The 26,577-nt window shown below is 65.3% G+C and carries 24 protein-coding genes; 13 read left to right on the top strand and 11 right to left on the bottom strand.

What is annotated here, in order from left to right; genetic code table 11:
• Window positions 1–20: 20 nt before the first annotated feature.
• Entirely contained in the window at window positions 21–374 is a 354-nt protein-coding gene (uraH, locus tag PVW49_RS07975; protein WP_074837147.1) for a hydroxyisourate hydrolase, read from the bottom strand.
• A gap of 149 nt (window positions 375–523) precedes the next feature.
• Here uraH and puuE point away from each other — a divergent pair, with 149 nt between their 5' ends.
• From puuE to PVW49_RS07960, 3 genes are read left to right on the top strand one after another with little or no spacing between them, the layout of a single operon-like run.
• Window positions 524–1,939 (top strand): allantoinase PuuE, encoded by a 1,416-nt coding sequence (puuE, locus tag PVW49_RS07970; protein ID WP_274590288.1) that lies wholly within the window; start codon window positions 524–526, stop codon window positions 1,937–1,939.
• Window positions 1,936–2,433 (top strand): ureidoglycolate lyase, encoded by a 498-nt coding sequence (locus PVW49_RS07965; protein ID WP_274590287.1) that lies wholly within the window; start codon window positions 1,936–1,938, stop codon window positions 2,431–2,433. The genes puuE and PVW49_RS07965 overlap by 4 nt, the downstream gene beginning before the upstream one ends.
• Window positions 2,434–2,493: 60 nt before the next feature.
• Window positions 2,494–3,930, top strand: a complete 1,437-nt coding sequence (locus tag PVW49_RS07960; protein WP_048534940.1) for a uracil-xanthine permease family protein — start codon at window positions 2,494–2,496, stop codon at window positions 3,928–3,930.
• 84 nt (window positions 3,931–4,014) lie between these two features.
• Here PVW49_RS07960 and PVW49_RS07955 read toward each other — a convergent pair whose 3' ends face one another.
• The 7 genes from PVW49_RS07955 to bhcA all read right to left on the bottom strand — a co-directional run bounded on the left by PVW49_RS07955 (window position 4,015) and on the right by bhcA (window position 11,380).
• Entirely contained in the window at window positions 4,015–4,548 is a 534-nt protein-coding gene (locus tag PVW49_RS07955) for a hypothetical protein (RefSeq protein WP_074837144.1), read from the bottom strand.
• 96 nt (window positions 4,549–4,644) lie between these two features.
• The gene (locus PVW49_RS07950; protein WP_274590286.1) at window positions 4,645–6,159 is read right to left on the bottom strand and encodes a nucleobase:cation symporter-2 family protein; all 1,515 of its coding nucleotides are present in this window, start codon (window positions 6,157–6,159) and stop codon (window positions 4,645–4,647) included.
• Window positions 6,160–6,286: 127 nt separating this feature from the next.
• Entirely contained in the window at window positions 6,287–6,799 is a 513-nt protein-coding gene (locus PVW49_RS07945; RefSeq protein ID WP_074837143.1) for an AmiS/UreI family transporter, read from the bottom strand.
• Window positions 6,800–6,899: 100 nt separating this feature from the next.
• Entirely contained in the window at window positions 6,900–7,865 is a 966-nt protein-coding gene (gene bhcD / locus PVW49_RS07940; protein ID WP_074837142.1) for an iminosuccinate reductase BhcD, read from the bottom strand.
• 113 nt (window positions 7,866–7,978) lie between these two features.
• The gene (bhcC, locus tag PVW49_RS07935) at window positions 7,979–9,142 is read right to left on the bottom strand and encodes a 3-hydroxy-D-aspartate aldolase BhcC (protein ID WP_274590285.1); all 1,164 of its coding nucleotides are present in this window, start codon (window positions 9,140–9,142) and stop codon (window positions 7,979–7,981) included.
• Between the two features lie 67 nt (window positions 9,143–9,209).
• Window positions 9,210–10,178: a beta-hydroxyaspartate dehydratase BhcB gene (gene bhcB, locus PVW49_RS07930; RefSeq protein WP_274590284.1), complete on the bottom strand. Its 969-nt coding sequence runs from the start codon at window positions 10,176–10,178 to the stop codon at window positions 9,210–9,212.
• Between the two features lie 11 nt (window positions 10,179–10,189).
• Window positions 10,190–11,380, bottom strand: coding sequence for an L-aspartate--glyoxylate aminotransferase BhcA (bhcA, locus tag PVW49_RS07925; RefSeq protein ID WP_274590283.1), 1,191 nt, complete (start codon window positions 11,378–11,380; stop codon window positions 10,190–10,192).
• Window positions 11,381–11,549: 169 nt separating this feature from the next.
• Between bhcA and bhcR the strand changes: the two genes are divergently transcribed.
• Window positions 11,550–12,395, top strand: coding sequence for an HTH-type transcriptional regulator BhcR (gene bhcR, locus PVW49_RS07920; RefSeq protein WP_074837139.1), 846 nt, complete (start codon window positions 11,550–11,552; stop codon window positions 12,393–12,395).
• An 80-nt stretch (window positions 12,396–12,475) separates the two neighbouring features.
• Here bhcR and PVW49_RS07915 read toward each other — a convergent pair whose 3' ends face one another.
• The 3 genes from PVW49_RS07915 to PVW49_RS07905 form a co-directional block, all read right to left on the bottom strand.
• Window positions 12,476–13,345 (bottom strand): bifunctional allantoicase/(S)-ureidoglycine aminohydrolase, encoded by an 870-nt coding sequence (locus tag PVW49_RS07915; protein WP_048534954.1) that lies wholly within the window; start codon window positions 13,343–13,345, stop codon window positions 12,476–12,478.
• Window positions 13,346–13,567: 222 nt separating this feature from the next.
• Window positions 13,568–14,269, bottom strand: a complete 702-nt coding sequence (locus tag PVW49_RS07910; protein ID WP_048534956.1) for a GntR family transcriptional regulator — start codon at window positions 14,267–14,269, stop codon at window positions 13,568–13,570.
• Window positions 14,266–15,630: a formimidoylglutamate deiminase gene (locus PVW49_RS07905; RefSeq protein WP_274590282.1), complete on the bottom strand. Its 1,365-nt coding sequence runs from the start codon at window positions 15,628–15,630 to the stop codon at window positions 14,266–14,268. Before PVW49_RS07905 ends, PVW49_RS07910 begins: the two co-directional genes overlap by 4 nt.
• Before the next feature lie 70 nt (window positions 15,631–15,700).
• Between PVW49_RS07905 and hutI the strand changes: the two genes are divergently transcribed.
• From hutI to PVW49_RS07860, 9 genes are all read left to right on the top strand, one after another.
• The gene (gene hutI / locus PVW49_RS07900; RefSeq protein WP_371398996.1) at window positions 15,701–16,900 is read left to right on the top strand and encodes an imidazolonepropionase; all 1,200 of its coding nucleotides are present in this window, start codon (window positions 15,701–15,703) and stop codon (window positions 16,898–16,900) included.
• Window positions 16,897–18,429 (top strand): histidine ammonia-lyase, encoded by a 1,533-nt coding sequence (hutH, locus tag PVW49_RS07895; RefSeq protein ID WP_274590281.1) that lies wholly within the window; start codon window positions 16,897–16,899, stop codon window positions 18,427–18,429. The genes hutI and hutH overlap by 4 nt, the downstream gene beginning before the upstream one ends.
• Window positions 18,426–19,226: an N-formylglutamate deformylase gene (hutG, locus tag PVW49_RS07890; RefSeq protein WP_274590280.1), complete on the top strand. Its 801-nt coding sequence runs from the start codon at window positions 18,426–18,428 to the stop codon at window positions 19,224–19,226. Before hutH ends, hutG begins: the two co-directional genes overlap by 4 nt.
• Complete coding sequence (gene hutU / locus PVW49_RS07885) at window positions 19,223–20,893, top strand: urocanate hydratase (RefSeq protein ID WP_274590279.1); 1,671 nt, start codon at window positions 19,223–19,225, stop codon at window positions 20,891–20,893. Before hutG ends, hutU begins: the two co-directional genes overlap by 4 nt.
• Window positions 20,894–20,917: 24 nt before the next feature.
• Complete coding sequence (locus tag PVW49_RS07880; protein WP_274590278.1) at window positions 20,918–22,003, top strand: TRAP transporter substrate-binding protein; 1,086 nt, start codon at window positions 20,918–20,920, stop codon at window positions 22,001–22,003.
• Between the two features lie 63 nt (window positions 22,004–22,066).
• A complete protein-coding gene (locus PVW49_RS07875) occupies window positions 22,067–22,564 on the top strand; it encodes a TRAP transporter small permease subunit (protein WP_048534965.1) in 498 nt (165 codons plus the stop codon).
• Window positions 22,561–24,111: a TRAP transporter large permease gene (locus PVW49_RS07870; protein WP_074837132.1), complete on the top strand. Its 1,551-nt coding sequence runs from the start codon at window positions 22,561–22,563 to the stop codon at window positions 24,109–24,111. The genes PVW49_RS07875 and PVW49_RS07870 overlap by 4 nt, the downstream gene beginning before the upstream one ends.
• Before the next feature lie 100 nt (window positions 24,112–24,211).
• Entirely contained in the window at window positions 24,212–25,132 is a 921-nt protein-coding gene (locus tag PVW49_RS07865; protein WP_274590277.1) for a LysR family transcriptional regulator, read from the top strand.
• A gap of 184 nt (window positions 25,133–25,316) precedes the next feature.
• Window positions 25,317–26,577: extracellular solute-binding protein (locus PVW49_RS07860; protein ID WP_274590276.1), on the top strand; the 1,261-nt coding region annotated here is incomplete at its 3' end.

The following is a 26,577-nucleotide window of genomic DNA, read 5'->3' as shown; positions in this document are numbered from 1 at the left end:
CCAAGGGAGCTGAGCGTCGCTCAGCTGCCCCGGTAGGTGCTGTAGCCGAAGGGCGACAGCAACAGCGGCACATGATAGTGAGACGCTTCCGACATCCCGAACCGCAGCGGTATGACGTCAAGGAACCGCGGCGTCTCTGGCGGTGTGCCGGTGGCATCCAGATAGGCGCCGGCATGGAACACCAGCTCGTAGGTGCCGGTCGCGAATTTTTCCGCCGGCAGGATCTGTTCGTCGGTGCGCCCGTCATCGTTGGTCTTCAGCGTCTTGAGAAGCGTCCGGCTGTCGCCTTCGATCCGATAGAGTTCGATCTTCAGGCCCTCCGCCGGGCAGCCGCGTGCAGTGTCGAGGACATGTGTTGTCAGATAGCCGGTCACGGGTAGCCTCCTTTTATGCTTGTTGATTTGTACGCGTGAAAGCCCGCCGGACACAAACAGCAGGCGACAAGATGCTCCTTCTAGTATTATTTGAAAAACACATCTGATTTTATGCTCTATGAAGGGGCAAGACCAAAAGGAGTTCCAAATTGACACGTTATCCGCGCGACATGATCGGTTACGGTCCCCGCATTCCCGACGCTCAATGGCCCAATGGTGCGAAGGTGGCCGTACAGTTCGTGCTGAACTATGAAGAGGGCGGCGAGAACTGCGTGTTGCACGGCGACGCGGCCTCCGAGGCCTTCCTGTCCGACATCCCCGGTGCGGCGATGTGGCCGGGGCAGCGCCACTGGAACATGGAATCGATCTACGAATACGGCGCCAGGGCCGGTTTCTGGCGCCTGCACCGCCTGTTCACCGGGGCGGCAATACCGGTGACCATCTACGGCGTCGCCTCGGCACTGGCGCGCAGCCCCGAGCAGGTCGCGGCGATGAAGTCTGCCGGCTGGGAGATTGCCAGCCACGGTCTGAAATGGGTCGAACACAAGGACATGCCCGAAGCCGAGGAACGTGCGGCCATCGCCGAGGCGATCCGCCTGCATACCGAGGTGGTGGGCGAGGAACCGCGCGGCTGGTACACCGGCCGGTGCAGCGAAAACACCGTGCGACTGGCGGCGGAAACCGGGCAATTTGACTATATTTCCGACACCTACGACGACGATCTGCCGTATTGGCGCGAATACGGCGACCGTGACCAGCTGATCATTCCATATACGCTGGAAGCCAATGACATGCGCTTTGCCACCGCGCCGGGCTGGGTCACGGGTGAGGATTTCGGCTCTTATCTCAAGGATGCCTTCGACACGCTTTATGCCGAAGGTCAGGCCGGCAGTCCCAAGATGATGTCGATCGGCCTTCATTGCCGGCTGGTCGGCCGTCCGGGCAAGATCGCGGCGCTGAAGCGGTTCATCGACTATATTCTCAGCTTTGACGACGTCTGGTGCCCGACGCGTCTGGAAATCGCCGAGCACTGGGCAAAGACTCGTCCGCATGAACGCCGGGAGCGGCCCAGCGAGATGACGCGCGAGGATTTCGTGAGCAGGTTCGGTGGCATTTTCGAACATTCGGCCTGGATCGCCGAAGGGGCGCATGACCTGGAACTGGGGCCGGCACATGACACCGCCCTGGGGCTGCACAATGCACTTGCGCGGGTGTTCCGCACCGCCGCGCCCGACAAGCGCCTGGGTGTGCTGACCGCGCACCCCGATCTGGCCGGAAAACTGGCGGCGGCCGGGCGGCTGACCGCCGAGAGCACCTCGGAACAGGCCGGTGCCGGGCTCGACATGCTGACCGACGAAGAGCGCGAAACCTTCACGCGGCTCAACGACGACTACGTTGAAAAGCACGGGTTTCCCTTCATCATCGCGGTGCGCGATCACGACAAGGCGTCGATCATGGCGGCCTTTGACCGCCGCATCAGCAACGACCGCGACACCGAATTCGCCGAGGCCTGCCGGCAGGTCGAGCGCATTGCCGAATTCCGCCTTAAGGATCTGCTGCCATGACCGTGACATCGGACAAGATCACCGCCCGGCCCGCCGAGGCAAGGGCCATGGCCGGTCTGGCCGAGCTGATCGGCTGCGCGGGGACGCCCGACAAGCTGATCAACAAGGGCCTCTGCGGTCGGTTCCACGATCTGGCCGCGCTCGACATCGTCGACGGCCGCGCCGGCATCAGCCTGTTCAAATCCGAGGTCTTCAGCCTGCCGTTCCGACTGGAGATGATGGAGCGGCATCCGCTGGGGTCACAGGCCTTCATCCCGATGAGCGACGAGGGCTTTCTTGTCGTTCTGGCCGAAGATGAAAACGGCCGCCCTGGCCAGCCGCGTGCCTATCGCACGGAACCGGGGCAGGCGGTCAATATCGGGCGCAATGTCTGGCACGGGGTGCTGACACCGCTCGGCGGGTCCGGGGTGTTTGCGGTGATCGACCGCATCGGCGACGGCGCCAACCTGGAGGAGCACTGGTTCGACACGCCCTACGAGGTGGTGGCGGACTGATCACCGGGCCGCCAGGAGGAGGGGCGGCCTTCACCATCAGCTATAATGGGGAGAGACACAATGGCTGACACATCAATCGGGACACCGGAGCAACTCCGGGATCCAAATTACTTCCCGGGTCTGGCCAAGGGCATACCGCTGGGCATCCAGCACGTTCTGGCGATGTTCGTGTCCAACGTGACACCGGCGATCATCGTCGCCGGCGCCGCCGGATTTGGCTTTGGCTCGGGCTCGGCTGATTTTCCCGAACTGCTCTACCTTATCCAGATGTCGATGCTGTTTGCCGGTGTCGCCACGCTGCTTCAGACCATCACCCTCGGGCCGGTCGGCGCGGCGCTGCCGATCGTGCAGGGCACGTCCTTTGCCTTTCTGCCGATCATGATTCCGCTGGTTGCGGGCAAGGGCGTCGACGGGCTTGCCGCGCTGTTCGGCGGCGTGATCGTCGGCGGCATCTTCCACGCCTTTATCGGGACTTTCGTCGGCAAGCTGCGCTTTGCCCTGCCGCCGCTGGTTACCGGCCTCGTGGTGACGATGATCGGCCTCGCGCTGGTCAAGGTCGGCATCCAGTATGCCGCGGGCGGCGTTCCGGCCATCGGCACGCCGGAATACGGCAGCCTGCTGAATTGGTCGGCGGCGATCGTGGTGATCGTGGTGACACTGGGGCTGAAGTTCTTCACCAAGGGCATGCTGTCGATCTCGGCGGTGCTGATCGGCCTGATCGTGGGCTATGTCTATGCCATTGCGGTCGGGATGCTCAGCCTCGACGCCATCACCGGCTCCTGGGCCAATTCCGCCGCCTTCGCGCTGCCGCAACCGTTCAAATACGGTTTCGAGTTCTCGATTGCCGCGGTGATCGGCTTCTGCCTGATGGCCTTTATCTCGGCGATTGAAACGGTGGGCGATGTCTCGGGGATCACCAAGGGCGGCGCGGGCCGCGAGGCCACGGCCGAAGAAGTCACCGGCGCGACCTATGCCGACGGTTTCGGCACGGCGCTGGCCGGCATCTTCGGCGGCTTTCCCAACACCTCGTTCAGCCAGAACGTCGGCCTGATTGCCATGACCGGCGTGATGAGCCGCCACGTGGTCACCTGCGGCGCGATCTTCCTTATCATCTGCGGGCTGGTCCCGAAAGTGGGCGGCGTGATCCGCACGGTGCCGATCGAGGTGCTGGGCGGCGGTGTGATCGTAATGTTCGGCATGGTGGTCGCGGCCGGCATCTCGATGCTCTCGGACGTGCACTGGAACCGGCGCAACATGGTGATCTTCGCCATCTCGCTGAGCCTCGGCCTCGGCTTGCAGCTCGAACCGGGTGCGCTCCAGCACCTGCCGGAAACCGCCCGCGTGCTGCTGACCTCGGGTCTTCTGCCGGCGGCCTTCCTCGCTATCGTGCTGAACCTGGTGCTGCCCGAAGAGCTGACCGACGAATCCACCGAGGAAGTCTCGGGTGGCATGTCCGGTCACGGTGAAGGTTCTTACGCCAAGGACAGCCGCGCCTGAACCGCGCAGCGGCCGCCGTCAGGGCGGGTCGCGCATAGATGACAGCCAGGCGGCGCTCTTCGGAGCGCCGCTTTTTCTTGCGGGTCAGGACAACAGGCGTTTGCGGATCGCCACCAGAAGCCGGATCGACCACGGCAGGAAAAGATAGCTGATCAGGCAGACATTGACCGCGACCGTCAGCACCGTCCGCCAGGGCTCGGCCATCGGCGGCAGCAGCATATTCGCCAGCCAGCCAAGGGCCAGGATCAGCGCGATCAGGACAACGACGGTCTCGAGCTTGCTCACCTTGACGGTGTCGGGCAGCAGCAGCGACAGCCCGTCAAAGGCGGCGCGGTCCGAGATCTCCAGGCACTGCCGGTCCACCTCGGCGATCAGCCGCTTGCGCTCCGGCGCGCCTTCCCAGCGCTTCAGGTTCTTGCGGCAATCGAAGCGGAACAGGGTGACAAGATCGACATGGGTGTCGGTTGCAGGCAGATAGGTGTCATCCGCGCCCTGATAACCCGGGTATTGCCGCGCCGCCGCGCGCAGCCGGTCCATTTTCGCCTGGACCTCCGGCCTTGCGGTCACCGGCAACCGGCGGATGACCACCGTCACCACTTGCGAAGATCGTGCGCCCATGTGTTCACTCTTTGGCTGCCAGGGAGGGTGCGAGACAGAAAAGCCCCGGCCGTCGCCGGCCGGGGCTTGGTTGTCAGAGCCTAGCAAAGCAGGGGATCAGTGACCACCTTCCGCTTGCAGCGCGGCGGTGCGCAACTCGTCTTCACTGACGTCCCTGGCGCCGTTGAACGCGACGTTCAGTCCCACGGCGGCAATCGAGGCCAGCAGGATGCCGGAATGGATCAGCGGTTCGATCGCATGCGGCAGCCACATGGTGTATTCCGGGGCGATCAGCGGGATCATCCCCATCCCGAGCGAAATCGCGACGATCAGCCCGTTGTAGCGGTTCTCCTTGAATTCGACGCCGCCAAGGATGCGGATGCCTGTTGCGGCCACCATGCCGAACATCACCAGCCCGGCGCCGCCGAGAACGGCCACCGGCAGGCTTTCGACCAGCGCGCCCATCTTCGGCACCAGCCCGAGCACGATCATGATCGCGCCGCCCATCACGCAGACATAGCGCGAGCGGATGCCGGTTACCCCGACAAGGCCCACGTTCTGGCTGAACGAGGTATAGGGAAAGGTGTTGAACAGACCGCCGATCAGCGTGCCAAGGCCGTCGGTGCGCAGGCCGGCCGACAGCGACGGGCGTTCGATCTTCTTGCCGCAGATGTCGCCCAGGGCGAGGAACATGCCGGTGGATTCGATCATCACGACGATCATCACCAGGGTCATGGTCAGGATCATGATCGGGTCAAAGATCGGCAGGCCGAAGCGGAACGGGGTGATCAGCTCGAACCATTCGGCCTTGCCGACATGCTCGAAGTGCATGATGCCCAGGGCCGAGGCCGCCACCGCGCCGACGACGATACCGACCAGCACCGAGATATTGGCGAGGAAACCGCGGGCGTATTTCATCACCACGACGATGGTCCCCAGCACCAGGGCCGAGATCATCATGTTCTGCGGTGTGGCATAGTTCACGTTGTTCACGGTGGGGGCCAGTTTCAGCCCCTCGGGCACTGCCGGAACCGCGCCAGCGCCGAGATCGCGGATCTGGGTCAGCCAGTCGGCATGCGCCGGATCGACAAGCTGCGGCGCGGTCGGGCCGACCGGCACGCCGAAGATCCACTGGATGCCGACCCGCATCAGCGTCACGCCGATCACCAGGATGATGGTCCCGGTCACCACAGGGGGAAAGAACCGCAGCATGCGGCTGACCAGCGGCGCGATCAGCATGGCGATCACGCCCGCGCCGATGATTGCGCCAAAGATCATGCGCGCGCCTTCGGTGCCCGGGTTGGCGGCGGCAATCGCCACCATCGGGCCCACCGAGGCAAAGGTCACCCCCATCATGACCGGCATCTTGATGCCGAACCATTTCGAGGCGCCGAACGACTGGATGATGGTCACCAGACCGCAGACAAACAGGTCGGCCGAGATCAGAAAGGCGACCTGTTCTGGGGTCAGTTCCAGGACGCGGCCGACGATCAGCGGCACGGCGATGGCGCCGGCATACATCACCAGCACATGTTGCAGCCCGAGCGTGAACAGCTTGCCGGCGGGCAGTTTTTCGTCAACGGCGTGCACCGCATCGGGGGTGACGGTATCGGCCGTCATGTCGGATGACATTTCTCTCTCTCCTCCTGATTTGCGAGAAATTCCGTGTGGCAGGGCGCCGCATCCTCACGATGCGGCCCTGCCGGGTGGGGCGGACGCCGGCCGGCCCTCCCCGGCCGGCGACCATCCGGGGCGTGGCTCAGGCCGGTGCCCCGTACATCAGAAACAGCGCTGGCAGCCAGGCGGTCAGCACGCCGCTGGCCAGCGTGGCAACGGTGGCCTGCGACTGGATCGGCCGTTGCAGGCCCAGCGCCAGGAAATAGGTGAACCACAGTCCCGCCCAGGCGACCCAGCACAGGCCCAGCCAGACATCCATCGCGCTTTGTGCGACGGCGAGGCTGCGCACCGCTTCAGGCAGGACCGAGAGCGCCACGAAGAGGCTGAACCAGCCCAGACCGCGCCCGTCCGACCCGCTCAGCCGGTTGATCGCCACCCAGAGGTAGGTCACGCTGAACAACAGCGTCATCGCCACGCTGCGGACCTCGGCCACCCCGGTTGCCCGCACCAGCGACAGGATGGCGACGGTAGCGGTGATCGCGGCGGTGGCGAAATTGATCACCACGATCTCGCGGTCGGAAATCCGTCCCGCCATCCACAGGCCGTTGAGCACGAGGACAGCACCCACGAACAACAATGACAGGGGCAGAAGCATGACAAACCTCTGGACAAACAAAGGGGCCGGCTGCGCCCGGACGGGCGCAACCTGAGGCAAGGTCAGTGAATTTTGCGAAGGTGGACGCGGGTCGGTGGCGTCAGAAATCCACTTCGATGGCGAGGCCCTTGGCCACCGCCAGATCGACAACCGCCGCCGCGACGGCCAGATCCTGAAGACCGACACCGGTGCCGTCGAAGAGGGTGATCTCGTCGTCCGAGATCCGGCCCGGGTGGGTGCCGTTGATCACGGCGCCTACCTGGGTGATGTCCTCGGCCCGCAGGATCTGGCTCTCGATCGCATGTTGTGCCTCGCCGATCGAGATCGATTGCGCCACCTCGTCGGTAAAGACCGTGGCCTTGCCGAGAAGTGCGGTTTCGACCTCTTGCTTGCCCTTGGTGTCGGTGCCCATGCAGGCGATATGGGTGCCGGGGGCCACATGATCCGCGTGCAGGATGGCATCGAACGACGAGGTGATCGAGATGATCACATCCGCCTCGGCCAGACCCTCGAGCGCGACCGCCTCGAATGGCAGACCGGCCTCGCTGGCGACCTCTTCGAGATTGGGCAACATCTCGGGATGGAAGTTCCAGCCGATGACCTTCTCGAAGTCGCGCTGCTCGAGCGCGGCGCGCAGCTGGAACTTGGCCTGATGGCCGGCGCCGACCATGCCGATCACCTTGGCATCCTTGCGCGCCAGATGCTTGATCGACACCGAAGAGGCCGCCGCGGTGCGCAGCGCGGTCAACAGGTTGCCGCCGACCATCGCCTTGGCCTTGCCGGTGTCGGGATCGAACAGGAAGACGGTCGACTGGTGGTTGATGATGCCGCGCTTTTCAAGGTTGTTCGGCCAATATCCGCCCGCCTTCAGCCCGAGTGTCAGCCCGGCGCGGTCGAAACCGCCCTTGAAGCCGTAAAGCGCATCCTCGTGCCCGATGGCCTCGCGGACGACCGGGAAGTTGTAGGCGTCGCCCGACGCCATGGCGGCAAACACCTTTTCGACGGCGTCGAAAGCCGCTTCGCGGGTCATAAGGTCGGCGATGTCTCTTTCGGGTACGATGAACATGTATTGTCTCCCACATAAAATTCGTGCGCCCGTGTGCCACTGCCGGAAGGTGAGCATACACACGGGCGACTTTGGCCCTCTCGGGCTCTCCCCCTCCCCGGGGTTTCAGGCGCTTAGTAGGCCTTGCCTCGGGCCGAGACCGGCCAGACGGTCTCGACCTTGCCGTTCCGCACACCGACATACCAGTCGTGCACATTGGCGGTCGGGTCGCAGTGGCCGGGCACCAGGCGCAGCTTGTCGTTGACTTTGAGCGCGCCCTTGGGGTCGGAAATCACACCGTGCTCGTCCGAACATTTGACGTATTCCACGTCATCGCGGCCGTAGATGAAGGGCAGCCCGCTGTCGATCGACTGCGCCTTGAGGCCGGCGTCGCAGATCGCCTTGTCGGATTTGGCGTGGCTCATCACCGAAGTCAGGATGAAAAAGGCGTTTTCCCATTCGCCGGCGTCGATCCGGTTGCCGTCCTTGTCGAGGATGCGGCCGTAATCGGCGTCCATGAAGGCATAAGAGCCGCATTGAAGCTCGTTGTAGACGCCCGAATTGGATTCGAAGTAATACGATCCGGTGCCGCCGCCCGAGACCAGCTCGGTCTCGATGCCGAGCGCCTTGAGTGCCGCGACCGCGTCGCTGACCTGGGCCACGGCGGCATCGATCTTGGCCTTGCGGTCATCGTAGCTGTCCATGTGCTGCATCGCGCCCTGATAGGCCTGGATGCCCTTGTAGGTCAGGTTGTCGGCGGCCTGCACGGCCTGGGCGATCTCGACCACGGCCTCTGTGCTGGTCACGCCGCAGCGCCCGGCGCCGCAGTCGATCTCGACAAAGACGCCAAGTTCGGTGCCCTCGGCCTTGGCCGCCGCCGAGAGGTCGGCGACATTGGCCAGGTCGTCGACGCAGACGATGATATTTGCGCCGCGCTTGGGCAACTGCGCCAGCCGTTCGATCTTGGCCGCGTCGCGAACCTGGTTAGAAACCAGCACTTCGGTGATGCCGGCGCGCACGAAGACCTCGGCCTCCGAGACCTTCTGGCAGCAGACGCCGATCGCGCCGCCCAGCTCCATTTGCAGCTTCAGCACGTCGACCGACTTGTGCATCTTGCCATGCGCCCGGTGGCGCATGCCGTGATCCTTGGCGTAATCGCCCATTTTCTTGATGTTGCGCTCGAGCGCGTCGAGATCGAGGATCAGGCAGGGGGTCTGGATATCGGCCTCGTCCATGCCGGGCTTGGCGGGAATGTCGTAGCCGACTTCGAAATTGTCGAGGTTGGTCATGTCTTTCATCTTTCTTGCTCCCTGAGAAGGTGCCGGGCGGCCGCCCGGCCTACGGAAATCCGGGTAAGGCGGGTCTTCAACCCACCATCCACGGCAACTTGTCGAGGTCGACGTTGCCACCGGTGACGATCACGCCGACGCGCTTGCCCGCGAAGTGCTCCTTGTTTTTCAGGATGGTGGCCAGCGGCACGGCGGAGGACGGCTCCATCACCACACGCAGGTGTTTCCAGACCAGCTTCATCGCGTCGACGATCTCCTGCTCGGAAGCGGTGAAGATCTCGGAGACATGGTTCGACACGAAGTGCCAGGTCAGATCCTTGAGCGGCACCAGCAGCCCGTCGGCCACGGTCTTGGGCGCGTCATCTGCAATGATGTGCCCGGCCTTGAAGCTGCGATAGGCATCGTCGGCCTGTTCCGGCTCGGCGGCGATGATTTTCGTTTCGGGCGCCAGCGTCGAAAGCGTCAGGCAGGTGCCCGAGATCATGCCGCCGCCACCGATCGGGGCCACGGCAAAATCCAGCCCGTCGACCTGTTCGACGAATTCCTTGGCACAGGTGCCTTGCCCGGCGATCACCCGGGGATCGTTGTAGGGATGCACGAAATCGCCGCCGGTTTTCGCCTGTACCTCGGCAAAGGTCGCTTCGCGCGAACTTGTCGAGGGTTCGCATTCGGTGATCTTGCCGCCGTATCGCCGGACGGTGTCCTTCTTGGCCTGCGGCGCGGTGCGCGGCATGACCACGTTGCAGGGGATGCCGCGCTTCATAGCCGCATAGCTGAGGCAGGAGGCATGGTTGCCCGAGGAATGCGTCGCGACGCCCAGTTTCGCCTGTGCGTCATCCAGCCCGAACACCGCGTTGGAGGCGCCGCGGACCTTGAAGGCCCCCGGCTCCTGGAAGTTCTCGCATTTGAAGAACAGCTGGCACCCGGCAAGCTCGTTGAGGTAGTCCGAGGTGCGGACCGGCGTCTTGCGGATATGCGGCTTGATGCGCTCATGCGCGGCCAGCATGTCGTCGTAGGTGGGGATATACATCGGTGTATCCTTCATGAGACGGATCCTCAGGCTGCGGATTTCCGGGCCGCGACGGCATGCTCGCGATAGTATTCCTGCGCGGCGGCAACGCCCGAGCCCAGCGTGATGTCGAGGCCGAGATCGGCCATGCACATTTCCGCCGTGGCGAGGCCCGACAGGGTCATCACGTCGGTGAGCGAGCCGAGGTGGCCAATGCGGAACACCTTGCCCGCGACTTCGCCCAGACCGACGCCAAAGGCGACGCCGTATTTGCTGGCGGCGTGCGACACGATGTCGGTGGCGTTGAAGCCTTCCGGCGTGCGGATCGCGCTGACCGTGTCGGAATAGAGGTCCGGCGAGGCGGCGCAGAGCTCCAGCCCCCAGGCGCCCACGGCGGCGCGCACGCCTTCGGCGATGCGGTGATGCCGGGCAAAGACGTTCTCGAGACCCTCGTCCAGCAGCATGGTGCAGGCCTGGTTCAGACCGTTCAACATGCCGACGGCGGGGGTGTAGGGATAGGCGCTGTTGGCATAGCCCTTCTTCATGTCATGCACGTCAAAGAAGGTGCGCGGCAGTGTCGCGGTCTGGGTGGCTGCCATCGCCTTTTCGCTGAAGCCGACGATGGCGAGACCGGCCATCAGCATGAAGCCCTTCTGCGAGCCGGCAACCGCCACGTCGACGCCCCATTCGTCAAACCGGAAATCCATCGACCCGATCGAGGACACGCCGTCGACGAACATCAGTGCCGGGTGGCCGGCGGCGTCCAGTGCCTTGCGCACTGCGGCGATGTCGGATTTGACCCCGGTAGCGGTCTCGTTGTGGGTCGCCAGAACGGCCTTGATCTCGTGGTTGGTGTCGGCGGTCAGGATCTCTTCGAAGCGATCCGCCGGCAGGCCTTCACCCCAGGGGGTCTCGACGATCTGGACGTCCAGCCCGTGGCGCTGGCACATGTCGATCCAGCGGTGCGAGAACATGCCGTTGCGCGCCGAGAGCACCTTGTCACCGGCCGAGAGACAGTTGGTCAGCGCGGTTTCCCAGCCGCCGGTGCCGGTCGAGGGGAAGATGAAGACCTCGGCGCTGTCGCTTTTCAGAACCTTGCGTACACCCTCGCGGGCCGGGTGCAGGATCTGGCCGAAGAGCGGCGATCTATGGTCGATCGTCGGCATGTCGCAGGCCTTGCGCAGGTTTTCCGGGATGTTCGTCGGACCCGGGATGAAAACAGGGTTTTGAAAGCTCATGGGGGGTCTCCTTCCGTCGTTGTCTGCACCTTAAATGACGACGACGGCGGGCGACATTATTTTGAAATCGGCTTTCGGAATGCCCCGGTTTCGAAAAATACCATGATTGCCAATGAGTTGTATTTTTCATATAGTGAATTTATCTTTCACTGGAAAGCAGATGGTTCTTATGGATTCTCAAGACAATGGCGGAAAACGAGGCCCGCGGCGGGCCCGGGGCCGGCCGCGGGGCTGGGAAGACAAGACCGCGCAGAACACCATCAAATCGCTGGATCGGGCGATGGAGGTGTTCGAATATCTCAGCGCGGCGCAGGGCAGGTCGCTGACCGCTCTGGCCAGCGAAACGCGGCAGGCGCCGGCCACGGTTTACCGGATTCTGGTGACGCTGGAAGGCCGGGGGCTGGTGGAATTCGACGCCGAGGATCAGACTTGGCACATCGGGCCCCGCGCCTATGTGATCGGCGCGCGGTTTCTGCGACGCACCAGCCTTGTCGACCGGGCCAGGCCGTACCTGCGGCGTCTGATGGAGGACACCGGCGAGACCGCCAATCTCGGGATCGAGCAGGAAGGCGCGGTGCTGTTTCTCAGCCAGGTCGAAACCCATGCCAGCATCCGCGCCTTCTTTCCGCCGGGCACCTTGTCGCCGATGCATTCCTCGGGCATCGGCAAGGTGCTTCTGGCGCAGATGGACGATGCGCGGCTGGGCCGTTTTCTGGCCGCGACCCGGCTGGAGGTGTTCACCGATCACACGATCACTGACCGGGAGGCGCTGCGGGCGGATCTGCGGAAAGTGCGGGCCCGGGGCTTTTCCATCGACAATGAGGAAAAGAATGCCGGCATGCGCTGTATCGCCGCCCCGGTGTTCGATCTGAACGGCGAGGCGATCGCGGGGATCTCGGTCTCGGGCCCGACAAGCCGCGTCAGCATGGCAGAGGTCGACCGCTTGAGCCGCCCGGTGATCGCGGCGGCGCGGGATCTGACCCATGCCATCGGCGGGATAATGCGCGAGGTGTGAGGCGGCGCGCCCCGGGCTTGGCCCGGGGCCTCGGCCGTTGGCTCCGGCCGCGCGGTCACGGCGCGGAGGTCAGACTGCGGCTATTCGGCGGCCTGGCGCACCCGGTGGCCGCAGGCAAGGCCGGCGTGGGCCGGGCGCAGCGCCATGTGGCGGTTGACGTCCTTGTAGAGCAGGTAGCGGAACTTGCCGGGGCCGCCGGCATAACAGGCCTGCGGGCAGAAGGCGCGCAGCCACATGTAATCGCCGGCCTCGACCTCGACCCAGTCGTTGTTGAGGCGATAGACTGCCTTGCCTTCCAGCACATAGAGCCCGTGTTCCATGACATGGGTTTCCAGGAAGGGGATCACCGCGCCGGGCTCGAAGGTCACCACGGTGACATGCATGTCGTGACGCAGGTCGTTCGGGTCGACAAAGCGCGTGGTAGCCCATTTGCCGTCGGTGCCGGGCATCTCTGTCGGCGCGATGTCGTTTTCGTTCAGGATCAGCACATCGGGCAGATCGAGGCCCTCGACCGCCTCATAGGCCTTGCGCACCCAGTGAAAGCGCAGGGTCTCCTTGCCCCGGTTGTACAGGGTCCAATCGGTCGAGGGTGGCAGATAGGCATAGCCGCCCGGGGTCATCTCATGGGTTTCGCCCTGCACCGTCAGGCTTGCGGTGCCTTCGACGACAAACAGCACGCCCTCGGCGCCGGGGTCGGTTTCCGGTCGGTCCGAGCCGCCGCCGGGCTGCACTTCCATGATGTATTGCGAAAAGGTTTCGGCAAAGCCGCTCAGGGGGCGGGAAATCACCCAGAGCCGGGTGTCGTTCCAGAACGGCAGAAAACTGGTGACGATGTCGCGCATCGTTCCTTTCGGGATGACGGCATAGGCATCGGTAAAGACGGCACGGTCGGTCAGCAGTTGGTCCTGGCCGGGGTGGCCGCCGTGGGGGGCATAGTATTTCGCGGTCATGAGCGCTCCTGAAGCCGGCGTGGCGTTTGCCCGACTATGCGTCTGAACGGCCATTCCGGCCACCCGCAAAGCTGCGACAACTCTTTATCAGGAATTTTGAAAGTCCGGAAATACCTTCCCGGCAATTCTTGGTAGTCCGGTTATATGGCCAGGGCAGGGCGCGCCGTCGACCCTGCGCGCGGCAAGACCCGAAAGGGACGCAGACCCAGAGGCGCGCGGCGTTCAGCTGGTGGTCAGGAGCCGGTAGCCCGGCGCGGTGATCGCCTTGACCGTCGTGATCGGCGCGGTCTCGATCCAGGTGGTCCGTTCGATCACCAAAAGCGCGGCGCCAACCTCGGTTTCCAGCAGCTCGGCCATCTGCGGTTCGGCGGTTATGGCAAAGAAACGCATGTCGCAGCGGCTGTAGGGCTTGTTGAGCACCAGCCATTCGTTCGCGCTCTGGCTGGTGAGATCGAGATCGCGGATCTCCGGCACCGTCTCCGGGCAGACCCAGCGGTCTTCGAGGATATAGGGCCGGCCATCGGAGAAATGCAGCGCTTCGATCCGCTGCATCGGCTGCGGGGTGGTGAGTTCGAAGGTCGCCAGCACGCTGTGCGGCGCGGTCTCCTCGACCCGGCGGATCAGCTGATAGCCATAGCGCCCGCCCCGCTGTTCGACTTCGCGGCGGGTGATCGGAATGTCGAGCGTGGCGCGGGTCACCGGCTCGGCGCGCACCCTTGTGCCGCCCTTGCGGCGGCGATCGACCAGCCCGCTGTCAGAGAGATCCTGCATCGCGCGCTGCACGGTCGACCGGGCGCAGTTCATCTCTTCGGCGATATCGGCGTCGCGGGGCAGCCGGTCGCCGGGGCCGTAGCGGCCCGACAGGATCGCCTTGTGGATCTCGTCGCGCACGTCTTTCCAGGACAGGCGGGTCGGCGGTGTCATATCTCTTGTCCAAGCTGGTCCATCACGTCGAGGAACGTCCGTACTATCCGGTCGCGATGGATGTGGCGACCGTCTTGTACCATGTGGCGGCCGGCGCTCCAGACATCGGTGACACAGGCGCGGCCGCGGCCGGTAAAGATCAGGCTGTCGAGCACCGCGTCGCCGCTGCGATTGCAAAGGAATTCATTGTCGGTGGATATGGCCATCAGATCGGCAAATTGCTCGGTCTCGATGCGCCCCGCCTGCCGGCCTGCCGCCTGGGCGCCGGCGCGGGCAACGGTGTCAAAGAGCACCCGCCCCGTCGATTGCTCCGGGGTGGCCAGGGCGGCGCGGCTGTGGTCACGCAGGCGTTGTGAATAATCGAGCGTCGCCAGCTCTTCCCAGAGCGCGATATGGATGTTGGAATCCGAGCCGATGCCAAAGCGCCCCCTGGCCTGCTGAAAGCTCTTGCCGTTGAAGATGCCGTCGCCAAGGCTCGATTCCGTGATCGGGCAGAGCCCGGCCACGGCGCCGGTGGCGGCCAGCCGGGCCGTTTCGCCATCGCTCATCTGGGTGCAGTGGATCAGGCACCAATCCGGCGTCACCTCGGCGTTGCGCAGCAGCCAGTCCACCGGCCGGGCGCCGAGATGGGCCTCGACCTCGGCGACCTCGGCCTGCTGTTCGGCAAGATGCATGTGAAACGGGCCTTCGGGCGCGATGGCACGCGCCGACGCCAGCGCCGCGGGCGGCACGGCGCGCAGCGAATGCGGCGCCAGGCCGATGGCGTGATCTTCCGGGCCACGGGCGATCCGCGCGGCGCTTTCGGCGTGCAGCCGGGCAAAGAGATCGATGTCGCAGCCGAACCGCCGTTGTCCGCCTTGCAGGGCGCGGCCGTCACAGCCGCCCTGCATGTAGAGCACCGGCAAGAGGGTGAGCCCGATCCCGGTTTCCTGCGCGGCGGCGGCGATCCGTTCGGCCATTTCCGGCAGGTTGGTAAAGGGTACGCCGCCGATGTCGTGATGCAGATAGTGGAACTCGGCCACCGATCCGTAGCCGGCCTCCTGCATCTCGAGAAAGACCAGCGCCGCGATGGCCTGCACATGATCGGGCGTCAGCCGGTCGAGAAAACGGTACATCAGCTTGCGCCAGGTCCAGAAGCTGTCCTTGGGGTCGGGGCCGCGGGTTTCGGTCAGGCCGGCCATCGCCCGCTGAAAGGCATGGCTGTGCAGGTTCGCCGGCGCCGGCAGCAGCAGATCGACCGAGCGGCGGCCCTCGGCCGGACCGGTGGAGATTCGCGCGATCCGGCCGTTGTCGATGGCGATGCGCAGGTCGCCGACCCAACCCTCGGCCGTAAGTGCCTGTCGCGCATGGATCTCCTGCATGTGTCATCTCCATTGACAAAATAAGTACGTACATATTAGCTTTATGTAGGCATCAAAGCAAGGAGATGTTATGTCAGACCCGGTCTTCATCACCAACGTGTCGGTCGCACGCATGGACGGGGCGGATGGGGCGTATTCCCTCCTCCGGCAGGCCGGTCTGCGGATCGAGGGCGACCGGATCGCCTGGGTCGGCCCGATGGCGGAGGCCGATCCGGCGTGGCGCGGACAAGAAATCGATGGCGGCGGGCGGCTGCTGACCCCGGCGCTGATCGATTGTCACACCCACATCGTGCACGGCGGAAACCGCGCCCGCGAGTTCGAGATGCGTTTGCAGGGCGCCAGCTACGAAGAGGTCGCGCGGGCCGGCGGCGGGATTGTCTCGACCGTCTCGGCGACCCGAGCGGCGGACGAACAGACCTTGCTGGACGCCGCGCTGATCCGCGCTGATGCGCTGATCGCCGAGGGCGTCGGCACGGTCGAGATCAAGTCGGGCTATGGGCTGGATATAGAGACCGAGCTGAAGATGCTGCGGGTGGCGCGGGCGGTCGGCGCGCAACGGCCGCTGCGCGTCGTCACCTCGTTTCTGGGCGCCCATGCGGTGCCGAAAGGGAAGACGGCCGACGCCTATATCGACGAGGTCTGCATACCGGCGCTCGAGGCCGCCCATGACGCGGGACTGGTCGATGCGGTGGACGGGTTCTGCGAAGGCATCGCCTTTGACACCACCCAGATCGCCCGGCTCTTTGACCGGGCCGCGGCGCTGGGTCTGCCGGTGAAACTGCATGCCGAGCAGCTGAGCAATATCGGCGGCACCGCACTGGCGGCCAGCCATGGCGCGCTCTCGGCCGATCACGTCGAATTCGCCACCGAGGCGGACGCGCGCGCGCTCAAGGCCGCGGGCAGCGTCGCGGTGCTTCTGCCCGGCGCCTTCTACACCTTGCACGAAACGCAAAAGCCGCCGGTTGCGGCGTTCCGCGCGGCGGGTGTGCCGATGGCGGTGGCGACCGACTGGAACCCGGGATCGTCGCCGATGGGCTCGTTGCTTCTGGCGATGAACATGGGGTGCACCCTGTTCGGCCTGACCCCGGCCGAGGCGCTGGCCGGCACCACCTGCCATGCGGCCCGTGCGCTGGGTCTCAAGGATTGCGGTGTGATCGCGCCCGGGATGCGCGCCGACCTCGCGCTCTGGGACGTCGAGGCGCCGGCCGAGCTGAGCTATGGCATCGGCATCAACCCGCTCTACCGGCGGATTCACGGAGGACGGGCATGATTACCCTAACCCCCGGCACCACCACGCTTGCCGCGCTGGCCCGCATCTATCACGACCAGAGCCCGGCGCGGCTCGATCCCGCCTGCCACGCCGGCATCAAAGAGGCCGCCGCGCGGATCGATGCCGCCGCCAGCGGCGACGCGGCGGTCTATGGCGTGAACACGGGTTTCGGCAAGCTGGCCAGCGTCAAGATCGCACCCGAAGATACCGCGACGCTGCAACGCAACCTGATTCTGTCGCATTGCTGCGGCGTGGGCGATCCGATCCCGCGCCGCCATGCCCGGCTGATGATGGCGCTGAAGTTGCTGTCTCTGGGGCGGGGCGCCTCGGGCGTGCGGATGGAATTGATCGCGCTCCTCGAAGCGATGCTGGCCCGTGACGTGACGCCGGTGATCCCGGTTCAGGGCTCGGTCGGCGCCTCCGGCGATTTGGCGCCGCTGGCGCATATGGCCGCCGTCATGATGGGCGAGGCCGAGGCGGTCTTTGAAGGCGAAACGCTGCCCGGCGCCGAGGCACTGCGGCGGGCCGGGCTGGAACCGGTGGCGCTTGGCGCCAAGGAGGGGCTGGCGCTGATCAACGGCACGCAGTTCTCGACCGCTTTCGCATTGGCCGGGCTGTTCGACGGCTGGCGCGCGATGCAGGCGGCGCTTGTCACTTCGGCGATGTCCACCGATGCGATCATGGGGTCGACCGCGCCCTTGCAACCCGAGATCCACGCCCTGCGCGGCCATGCCGGCCAGATCGAGGCGGCGGCCTGCATGCGCGCGCTGCTCGACGGCTCGGAAATTCGCGAAAGCCACCGCGAGGGCGATACCCGGGTGCAGGATCCCTATTGCATCCGCTGCCAGCCGCAGGTGACCGGCGCGGCGATGGACCTGCTGCGGATGGCCGGCCGCACGCTGGAGACCGAGGCCAATGCCGCCACCGACAACCCGCTGGTGCTGGTGGGGGCCGACCTGATTGTCTCGGGCGGCAATTTCCACGCCGAGCCGGTAGGCTTTGCCGCCGACATGATCGCGCTGGCCCTGGCCGAGATCGGCGCCATCGCGCAGCGCCGCATCGCGCTGATTGTCGACCCGACGCTGAGCTTTGACCTGCCGCCCTTCCTGACCCCGGACCCGGGGCTGAATTCGGGCCTGATGATCGCCGAGGTGACGACGGCGGCGCTGATGAGCGAGAACAAGCATCTCGCCAACCCCTGTGTCACCGATTCCACCCCGACCTCGGCCAATCAGGAGGATCACGTCAGCATGGCGGCCCATGGCGCGGTGCGGCTGGGGCGGATGGTGGCCAATCTCGACCGCATCCTCGGCGTCGAGTTGCTCTGTGCCGCCCAGGGCATCGAGTTTCGCGCGCCGCTCTCCACCAGCGCGCCGCTGCGGCAGGTGCTGGCCTGTCTGCGCGAGAGCGTGCCGGGCCTGACAGAAGATCGCTACATGGCGCCCGATCTGGAACGGGCGGCCGAACTGGTTCGGGGCGCGGCGCTCAGCCGCGCCGCAGAGATCAGGATGCCGGAGCTTGCGCCATGACCCCGGTCGAGATTTCCCGCGGCGAGGGCCCGGTGGTGCTTGGCCTGCCGCACACCGGCACCTGGCTGCCTGACGATATCAGCACCCGGCTGAACGATCGGGGCCGGGGCCTGGAAGACACCGACTGGCACATTCACGACCTCTACGCAGGGCTGCTGCCCGGGGTGACCACGGTGCGCGCGGGTTTTCATCGCTATGTCATCGACGCCAACCGCGACCCTTCGGGCCAGAGCCTCTATCCCGGCCAGAACACCACCGGCCTCGTGCCGCTCACCGATTTCGACGGCAAGGAAATCTGGGACAGCCCGCCCGATGCCGGCGAGATCGAAGCCCGCCGCGCCGCCTTTCACGCGCCTTATCACAGCGCGCTGATGGCCGAGCTGGAGCGGGTGCGCGCCCGGCACGGCGTTGCGATCCTCTACGATTGCCATTCGATCCGCTCGCAGATCCCGTTCCTGTTCGACGGCACCCTGCCGGATTTCAACATCGGCACCAACAATGGCACCACCTGCGCGCCCGACATCGAGGCCGCCGTGCAGGAGATCTGCGCCGCGTCCGAAGGCTATTCCACGGTGGTGAACGGCCGGTTCAAGGGGGGCTGGACGACCCGCCATTATGGCCGGCCCGAGACTGGAATTCACGCCATCCAGATGGAACTGGCGCAATCCACCTATCTGACCGCAGAGCACGCGCCCTGGAGCTATGACAGCGCCAAGGCCGCGCGCCTGCGCGCCCCTCTTACCCGTATCCTGCAAAGACTGGCCGACATGGCCCCGCAGCTTGGAGGCACCGCATGACCAACCCCCGCCACAACATCCGCGACGTCTTTCCCGACACCGGCCCCAAGATCAGCGCCAAGAGCTGGCTGACCGAGGCGCCGATGCGGATGCTGATGAACAACCTGCACCCGGATGTGGCCGAGAACCCGCATGAGCTGGTGGTCTATGGCGGTATCGGCCGGGCCGCGCGCACCTGGGAGGATTTCGACCTGATCGTCGCCAGCCTGAAGGCGTTGGAAGAGGACCAGACCCTGCTGGTGCAATCCGGCAAGCCGGTGGGCGTCTTCCGCACCCACAAGGATGCGCCGCGGGTGCTGATCGCCAATTCCAACCTGGTACCGCATTGGGCCAACTGGGATCATTTCAATGAATTGGACAAGAAGGGCCTCGCCATGTACGGCCAGATGACCGCCGGGTCCTGGATCTACATCGGCTCGCAGGGCATCGTGCAGGGCACCTACGAGACCTTTGTCGAGGCCGGCCGCCAGCACTACGATGGCGATCTCACCGGCCGCTGGATCCTGACCGCCGGTCTTGGCGGCATGGGCGGCGCGCAGCCCCTGGCGGCGGTGATGGCCGGCGCCTGCTGTCTGGCGGTGGAATGCGACGAGAGCCGCGCCGATTTCCGCCTGCGCACGCGCTATGTCGACGAAAAGACCCATTCGCTCGATGAGGCGCTGGCGATGATCGACCGCTGGACCAAGGCGGGCGAGGCGAAATCGGTGGCACTGATCGGCAATGCGGCGGATGTTTATCCCGAGCTGGTCAAGCGCGGCCTGCGCCCCGATATGGTCACCGATCAGACCTCGGCGCATGATCCGATCCACGGCTATCTGCCGCAGGGCTGGAGCGTGGCAGAGTGGCGCGAGGCCCAGGAAAGCGATCCCAAGGCGGTGGAAAAGGCCGCCCGCGCCTCGATGAAGGTGCATGTCGCTGCGATGGTCGATTTCTGGAACGCCGGCGTGCCGACGCTGGACTACGGCAACAACATCCGCCAGGTGGCGCTGGAAGAGGGGCTTGAAACCGCCTTTGCCTTCCCCGGATTCGTTCCGGCCTATATCCGGCCGCTGTTCTGTCGTGGCATCGGGCCGTTCCGCTGGGCCGCGCTCTCGGGCGACCCGGAAGATATCTACAAGACCGATGCCAAGGTGAAAGAGCTGGTCGATGACCCGCATCTGCACAATTGGCTCGACATGGCGCGCGAGCGGATCAGCTTTCAGGGGCTGCCGGCGCGGATCTGCTGGGTCGGGCTCGGCGTGCGTCACAAGCTGGGGCTGGCCTTCAACGAAATGGTGCGCAACGGTGAGTTGAAGGCGCCGGTGGTGATCGGCCGCGACCATCTCGACAGCGGATCGGTGGCCTCGCCCAACCGCGAGACCGAAGCGATGAAGGACGGCTCGGATGCGGTTAGCGACTGGCCGCTGCTGAACGCGCTGCTCAACACCGCCTCCGGCGCGACCTGGGTCTCGCTGCACCATGGCGGCGGAGTCGGCATGGGGTTTTCGCAGCATTCCGGCATGGTGATCTGCTGCGACGGCACCGAGGACGCCGACCGCCGCATCGCCAACGTGCTGTGGAACGACCCGGCGACCGGCGTGATGCGGCACGCCGATGCCGGTTATGACATCGCCATCGATTGTGCCCGCGACCACGGGCTGAACTTGCCCGGCATTCTCAAGAACTGATCCAATCCAACAGGGAGACAAAAAATGGACAGACGCAAATTTCTCACCACCGGCGCGCTTGGCGCGGCCGCCGCGCCGCTGGCGACACCGGCGATTGCGCAGGATGTGCAGCAATGGAAGATGGTCACCGCCTGGCCCAAGAACCTGCCTGGGCCGGGGGTGGCGGCGCAGATGCTGGCCGACCGGATCACCACGCTTTCGGGCGGGCGGATCGAGGTCAAGCTTTACGCTTCGGGCGAGATCGTGCCGGGGCCCGGCGTCTTTGACGCCGTCAGCGAAGGCACCGCCGAGCTTTACCACGCGGTGCCGGCCTACTGGGGGTCGAAATCCAAGGGCATCCTGCTCTTTGGCTCGCAACCCTTCGGCCTGCGCGCCGACGAGCAATTCGGCTGGCTCTACCACGGCGGCGGCCAGGCGCTTTATGACGAGATGTATGGCCGCTTCGGCATCAAGCCCTTTCTCTGCGGCAATTCCGGCCCGCAATGGGGCGGCTGGTTCCGCGATGAGATCACCTCGGTCGAGGATCTCAAGGGCATGAAGTTCCGCACCACCGGCCTGGCCTCGGAAATGGCGGCAAAGATCGGCATGGCAGCACAGGCCATGTCCGGCCCGGCGATGTTCCAGGCGTTGCAGACCGGGGCGCTTGATGCCGGCGAGTTCATCGGCCCCTGGACCGACAGCGCGCTGGGCTATCAGCAGGTGGCCAAGACCTACTACTGGCCCGGTGTCGGCGAACCCTCTTCGGCCGAGGAATGCGGCGTCAATGCCGAGGTTTTCGGCAATCTGCCCGAGGATCTGAAACAGGCGGTCTCGCTGGCCTGCGAAAGCCTCTACAACCCGGTCTGGACCGAATACACCACCAAGCACGCGGCTTCGCTGAAGAAGCTGGTCGAAGAGGATGGCGTGCAGGTCCGCATGTTCCCGCAGGACGTGATCGACGCCATGGGCGCGGCGGCGAAGGAGGTGATCGACGAGTTGCGCGAGGACGATGACGAGCTGGTGCGCCGCATCACCGAGAGCTTTGTTGCCTATCGCGACAGCGTCGGCGGTTACATGAGCTATGCCGACAACGGTCAGATGAACGCCCGCGCCCAGGTGATGGGTTACTGATCCGGCGGCGCGCGGGGGCATGTCCCTCGCGCGCGGCCCTGTCGCGACGGGAAGAGGTGGCGGATGCTGAGACTTGCAGGCTTGATCGATGGGCTGAACCGGGGTGTCGCCCGGGTGCTGCGCTGGTTTGCCCTGGCCATGGTGTTGATCCAGTTCGGCATCGTGATCGGGCGCTATGTCTTTGGCGTGAACTCGATCTGGGTGCAGGAAAGCGTGCTCTACCTGCATGCCATGCTGTTCATGCTGGCGGCCGGATACACGCTCTTGGTGGACAAGCACGTCCGGGTCGACATCTTCTATGCCAAGGTCACGCCGGCTGCCCGGCGCCGCATCGACATTGCCGGGCATCTTCTTTTCCTGCTGCCATCGATGGCGGCGCTGGCCTGGTGGTCCTGGCCGTCGGTGCGCAACTCCTGGCGCATTCTCGAGGGCCCGATCTCGGTTGGCGGGATCGAGGCGGTGTTCCTGCTGAAATCGCTGATCCCGCTGTTCTGCGCGCTGGTGGCGCTGCAATCGCTGGCGATCCTCGCGCGGCTATTTGCCAATGAGGACGCGGCATGAGCGACACTCTCGATCTTCTGATGTTCGCGGCTCTCGTGGTGGCGATCCTGTCGGGCTTTCCGGTGGCCTTTTCGATTGCCGGTGTCGCGGTGCTCTTTGCCTATCTGGGCTGGGCTCTGGGCGCGATGGACATCTCGCTTCTGGGCGCTTTCGGGCAACGGGTGTTTGGGCTGATCTCGAACCAGGTGCTGATCGCCATTCCGCTGTTTGTCCTGATGGGCGCGCTCTTGGAAAAAAGCCGCATTGCCGAAGAGCTGCTGGATACCATGGGGCGCGCCTTCGGCCAGTTGCGCGGCGGGCTTGGCATCTCGGTGGTGCTAGTGGGCGCGCTGCTCGCCGCTTCGACCGGAATCGTCGGGGCGACGGTTGTGGCCATGGGAATGATTGCGCTGCCCACCATGCTGCGCTCGGGTTATGACCCGCGTGTCGCCTCGGGCATCGTCTGCACCGCCGGCACCCTGGGCCAGATCATCCCGCCCTCGACGCTTTTGATCATCCTCGCCGACGTGATGTCGAACGCCTATCAGCAGGCGCAATACGAACAGGGCAAATTCGCGGTCGAGGCGCTGTCGGTCGGCCAGTTCTTTGCCGCCGCGCTGGTCCCCGGCCTCGTGCTCGTCTCACTCTATCTGATCTATGTGCTGGCCCGCGGCGTGCTGCGCCCCGACGACATGCCGCCGGCACCGGCGGATCTTCCGCGGCCGTCACGCCCCGAGGTGCTGGGCGCCATCGTGCCGCCGGTGCTGCTGATCTTTGCGGTGCTGGGCTCGATCCTCGGCGGGCTGGCCACTCCGACCGAAGCGGCGGCGGTGGGCGCGGTGGGTGCGCTCCTGCTGGCGGGGGCGCGGCGCGGGCGGCACCGGGGGGTGATCGCCGTCGCGGCGGCGGCGCTGATCGTTCTGGCGATCGCGGCGGGGCTGTTTCCGGTGCGGTTGCAGCGCGGCGATCTCGGGACAGGCGCCTACTTGGCCGGCGGGCTGTACATCGTTCTGACCCTGGTCGGGGTGACCGGCATCCTGGCCGCCCTGAACAACCTGCTGCGCGACCGGGTGGTGCATGGGGCGGTGGCCTCGACCATGACCATGACGGCGATGATCTTTGCCACCATCCTCGCCGCCGGCATGTTCTCGCTGGTGTTCATCGGGCTTGGCGGCGAAGAGCGGGTCGCGCATTGGCTGGAGAACCTGCCGGGCGGCGCAACCGGGGCGCTGCTGGTGACCATGGTAATCGTCTTCTTCATGGGGTTCTTCCTCGATTTCGTCGAAATCTCGGTCATCGTGCTGCCGCTGGTGGTGCCGACGCTGATCCTGCTCGGCCATGATCCGATCTGGCTTGGCATCGTCCTGGCCATCAACCTGCAAACCTCGTTCCTGACGCCGCCCTTCGGATTTTCGCTGTTCTATCTGCGGGGGGCGGCCCCGCCCGAGGTCACCACGGGCCATATCTATCGCGGGGTCCTGCCGTTCATCGTCTTGCAGGCCATCGGCGTGGCTGTCGTCTGGTTCTTCCCGGCGCTGGCCACCTGGCTGCCGCGGGTGATGTTCTAGCCGCAGGTGGCGCACGAGAAGGCGGCAATGCCCCTTTGCGCCCGGCCCTCGGGCGGCTTATGGTCCCGGCGTCGGCCATGCGCGCAAGGGAGAGGGAAACATGCACCCCCGCAATTTCGATCTGCGCCTTCTCGGCTATTTCTTTCGCACCGCCCAGACCGGCAACATCACCCGCGCCGCATCCGAGCTGAACGTCGCCCAGCCGACGCTGTCGAAAGCCCTGAAGCTGCTCGAGGATCAGGTCGGCACGCCGCTGCTGGAACGCCACGCCCATGGCATCACGCTGACGCCGATCGGGGTCCGGCTGGCGGAACATGCCGGGGTGGTGATGGCCCAGGTGCGCGACGCCGCCGATGAAATCGCCCAGTTGCGCGAAGGCCAGGGCGGGCATGTGCGGATCGGCGCCGGGCCGTCCTGGGTACGGCGCAAGCTGCCCGAGGCGATCAGCCGGATTACCGAACAGCGGCCCGACGTGCAGGTCGAGGTGCAGACCGGTTTCGACAGCTCGCTGCTGCGCGGGCTGGCCACCGGCACGCTGGATTTCGTCGTTGCGGAACGGCCGATCGACAGCGAAAGCGCCAACCTGGAATTCCACCTGCTCACGGCAGATGATCTGATCTGCGTCGGCCGGCCGCAGCATCCGCTGGCGGGCCGCACCAACGTGCCCCCGGTCGAGGCGCTGGCGCTGGCCTGGGCGCTGCCGCCCGACAATACCCTGGCCCGGCGCAAGCTCGACGGCCGGGTGATCAGCCTCGGCCTCACCCCGCCACGGGCCAATGTCGTCTCGACCTCGCTGACCTTTCTGCTGACCCATGCGGCGCAGACCGACACGCTGATCTATACCACCCGCTCGCAGCTGCTCTCGCCCGAGGGCAGCCGGCTGATCGAGATCGACGTGCCCGATCTGGTGACCAACCGCCAGGCCGGGCTGATCTATCGCAAACCGGGCCTGCTGACCCCGGCGGCGCGGGCGGTGGCCGACCGGCTGATCGAGGAATGCACCGCCGACCCCTTCAACTGATCCGCACCGCCAATCGGCCGGTGCAGGGGACAGCATTCGGGGAAGTGGCATAGCCATTGGCTATGGAGACCGGAATTCTTTTCATTTCTGGAATGGCTCGCCGCGAGTTAGGTTGGCCTCGGATCGGTGCGGGAGGCACTGGCATTTCAGACCCATGGGAGGATCTATGACTTACCAAAGCAGAATGACCGCGACACTTGCCGCCAGCGCCCTGGCGCTGAGCGCCTCGCTTGCGGCGGCCGAAGAGGCGCCGATCACCATCGTCATCAACCAGTCGCCCTGGTTCCCCGGCTTTCAGGCCGTGGTCGAGGCCTACGAGGACGAGACCGGCAATACCGTCGAGCTCGACGTGAACCCCTTTGCCGGCAGCCTCGAGAAACAGCGCACCGCCGTGCGCGCCGATGAGAGCCCGTTTGACATCCTGATCATGAACGCCGGCTTTTTCGTCGAGTTCTACACCGGCGGTTTCATCGCGCCGCTGCAAGAGATCGACGCCTCTTTCGAGCTCTCCGATGACATCTACACCTTCGACGACAGCACCTGCTGGAACGCTGAGGCCAAGACGATCACCTGCGACGGCGGCGATCTGCTGAGCGTTCCGGTCAATCCCAACGTGCTGATCCTGCACTATCGGCAGGATCTCTATGACGAGGCCGGCCTTTCCGTGCCCAAGACCTGGGATGAGCTCTACGAGAACGCCAAGACCCTGCAAACCGACCGCCGGTACGGTATTTCGCAGCGTGGCCAGCGCGGCACATTCGACGTGACCTATGACGTCTTTCCCTACATCTGGTCGCATGGCGGCGGTATCGTCGATCAGCAGGACGATGGCAGCTTCCAGGTCTCGATCAACTCGGAGGGCACTCTGGCGGGGATGGAAACCTATCTGAAGCTGGCCAATGACGTCGGCCACCCCTCGACCGCCGGCCAAACCCAGACCAATGTGATCCAGAACATGGCGACGGGGCGCGCGGCGCATATCAATTCGGTGCCGGCCCCGGGGCTGTTCGACGACGAAAGCAAGTCGATGGTTGTGGGCCAGGTGGCCTATGCGCCGCCGCCGGGCACCGCCGAGATCCCCTCGGCCACGCCGCTGGGCCATTGGCTGGCCGGCGTGCCCAAGAATATCTCGGACGACAACAAGCAGGCGGCGCTGGCCTTCCTGAGCTGGTTCCAGACCGACGCCGCGCAGCGCGCCTATGCCGAGGCCGGTTCGATGCCGGTCAGCCGGGCGGTGCTGGAAAGCGAGATGGCCGATCAACCGGAATACCGCTGGATGAAGGCGATGGCCGAGGCGCTGCCCAATGCGCGGCTGACCTTCACCTTTCCCGAGGCGACCCAGGTTCTGGCGATCACCGAACTGCGGCTCAACCAGGCGATCGGCGGCGAGATGCCGTTGAAGGAGGCGCTGAACACCGCCGCCGAAGAGATCACCAAGGTCATGC

It is taken from the genome of Marinovum sp. PR37 (assembly GCF_028807375.1).
In the GTDB taxonomy this organism is placed as follows: domain Bacteria; phylum Pseudomonadota; class Alphaproteobacteria; order Rhodobacterales; family Rhodobacteraceae; genus Marinovum; species Marinovum algicola.
This window is presented reverse-complemented; position numbering and strand designations above follow the sequence as displayed.